Raw genomic sequence first — 2,500 nt, forward strand, 5'->3', positions numbered from 1 at the left:
AATGTATCAACCCAAAAAATCCTAAACACATACCTGTTTAGGATTCTGTAAAAAAGGCGACGACCTACTCTCCCACAAGTGTAGTACCATTGGCGCAAATAGGCTTAACGTCTCTGTTCGAAATGGTAAGAGGTGCGCCCTATCGCTATAATCACCTTAAGTCTTTCGGTGTGTGTGGTTTGATCCACGTAACCATATAAAATAGTATATTATAAAAATGGAGTATAAACTAAAGCATTAGAAGGACGCTGTCCCAGTGCTTTTAACATGAATAATGCACTGTTTTTATTCTATTGGGGCTTTCACAACGTGATTTAAACCCTCTCGTCTACACTAGAAAAGTATAAAACAAAAAAAAGTCCTAAACAAATACATGTTTAGGACTCTCTAAAAAAGGCGACGACCTACTCTCCCACAAATGTAGTACCATCGGCGCAAATGGGCTTAACTTCTCTGTTCGAAATGGTAAGAGGTGAGCCCCATCGCTATAATCACCTTAAATCTTTCGGCGTGTGTAGTTATATTAAATAATCTACTTACCGTATAAAATAACATATTGAAAAAAGCACGTTATACGTGATTTACATGAAAAGTATAATAATTGTATTGCACTCCACTTCTTAGCACTGAGCTTGTTGAAGTGTATAAAAAAACAGGCGTACAATAAGCCTATGGGTTATTAGTATCACTCGGCTATGACATTACTGCCTTTACACCTATGACCTATCAACGTAGTAATCTCCTACGACCCTTTAAAGAAATCTCATCTTGTGGTGGGTTTCGCGCTTATATGCTTTCAGCGCTTATCCCTTCCCAACGTAGCTACTCTGCAATGCTCCTGGCGGAACAACAGATACACCGGAGGTTAGTCCAACTCGGTCCTCTCGTACTAGAGTCAGATCCACTCAAATTTCTAACGCCCACTGTAGATAGAGACCGAACTGTCTCACGACGTTCTGAACCCAGCTCGCGTGCCACTTTAATGGGCGAACAGCCCAACCCTTGGGACCTTCTCCAGCCCCAGGATGTGACGAGCCGACATCGAGGTGCCAAACCCCCCCGTCGATGTGAGCTCTTGGGGGAGATCAGCCTGTTATCCCCGGCGTACCTTTTATCCTTTGAGCGATGGCCCTTCCATGCGGAACCACCGGATCACTATGCTCTACTTTCGTACCTGATCGACTTGTAGGTCTCTCAGTCAAGCTCCCTTATGCCATTGCACTCTACGCACGATTACCAACCGTGCTGAGGGAACCTTTAGAAGCCTCCGTTACTCTTTTGGAGGCGACCACCCCAGTCAAACTACCCACCAAGCACTGTCCTTTCATTGAAAGTTAGACTCTAGATAAGCAAAGGGTGGTATTTCAACAATGACTCCACAACGCCTAGCGACGCCGCTTCAAAGTCTCCCACCTATCCTACACATTACTTATCCAAAACCAATACTAAGCTATAGTAAAGGTGCACGGGGTCTTTTCGTCCCACAGCGGGTAATCGGCATCTTCACCGATACTACAATTTCACCGAGCTCATGGCTGAGACAGTGTCCGAGATCGTTGCACCATTCGTGCAGGTCGGAACTTACCCGACAAGGAATTTCGCTACCTTAGGACCGTTATAGTTACGGCCGCCGTTTACTGGGGCTTCATTTGATTGCTTCGCCGAAGCTAACAACTCCACTTAACCTTCCAGCACCGGGCAGGTGTCAGGCCATATACGTCATCTTTCAATTTAGCATAGCCCTGTGTTTTTGATAAACAGTCGCCTGGACCTTTTCACTGCGGCCCATCCGAAGATGGGCGACCCTTCTCCCGAAGTTACGGGTCTATTTTGCCTAGTTCCTTAGCCATGAATCTCTCGAGCTCCTTAGAATTCTCATCCCAACTACCTGTGTCGGTTTAGGGTACGGGCTGCTTCTCTTGCTTTTCTTGGAAGTCGATTTGCTAGATTATCACCGCGACCGTAGTCTTAGTGTACTATCGAGGTGTTACCACTCTCTTCAACGCACAATTCCGTCTGTGCGCACTAACTTTTCGCCTCCGTCACTTTTAATGAGAGCAGGTACAGGAATATTAACCTGTTGTCCATCCACTACCCCTTTCGGGTTCGCGTTAGGTCCCGACTAACCCTCAGCTGATTAGCATAGCTGAGGAAACCTTAGTCTTTCGGAGTGCGGGTTTCTCGCCCGCATTATCGTTACTTATGCCTACATTTTCTTTTGTAGCTACTCCAGCATGCCTCACAGCACACCTTCAACGCCACTACAATGCTCCCCTACCACTTTTTCAAGTCCATAGCTTCGGTAATATGTTTATGCCCGATTATTATCCATGCCGAACCGCTCGACTAGTGAGCTGTTACGCACTCTTTAAATGAATGGCTGCTTCCAAGCCAACATCCTAGCTGTCAAAGCAGTTCAACCTCGTTTTTTCAACTTAACATATATTTGGGGACCTTAGCTGATGGTCCGGGTTCTTTCCCTTTCGGACATGGACCTTAG

3 rRNA genes (1 of these 3 cut by a window edge) are annotated in these 2,500 nt (G+C 45.8%); all 3 read right to left on the minus strand.

Annotation, left to right across the window (positions count from 1 at the left end):
* Positions 1-51 precede the first annotated feature (51 nt).
* Positions 52-159, minus strand: a 5S ribosomal RNA gene (gene rrf / locus N7U66_RS08120).
* A 232-nt stretch (positions 160-391) separates the two neighbouring features.
* Positions 392-499 (minus strand): 5S ribosomal RNA (rrf, locus tag N7U66_RS08125).
* Between the two features lie 160 nt (positions 500-659).
* Positions 660-2,500 (minus strand): 23S ribosomal RNA (locus N7U66_RS08130); it runs 983 nt beyond the window's last position.

Origin of the sequence: Lacinutrix neustonica (assembly GCF_026625145.1) — a bacterium.
GTDB lineage: Bacteria > Bacteroidota > Bacteroidia > Flavobacteriales > Flavobacteriaceae > Lacinutrix > Lacinutrix neustonica.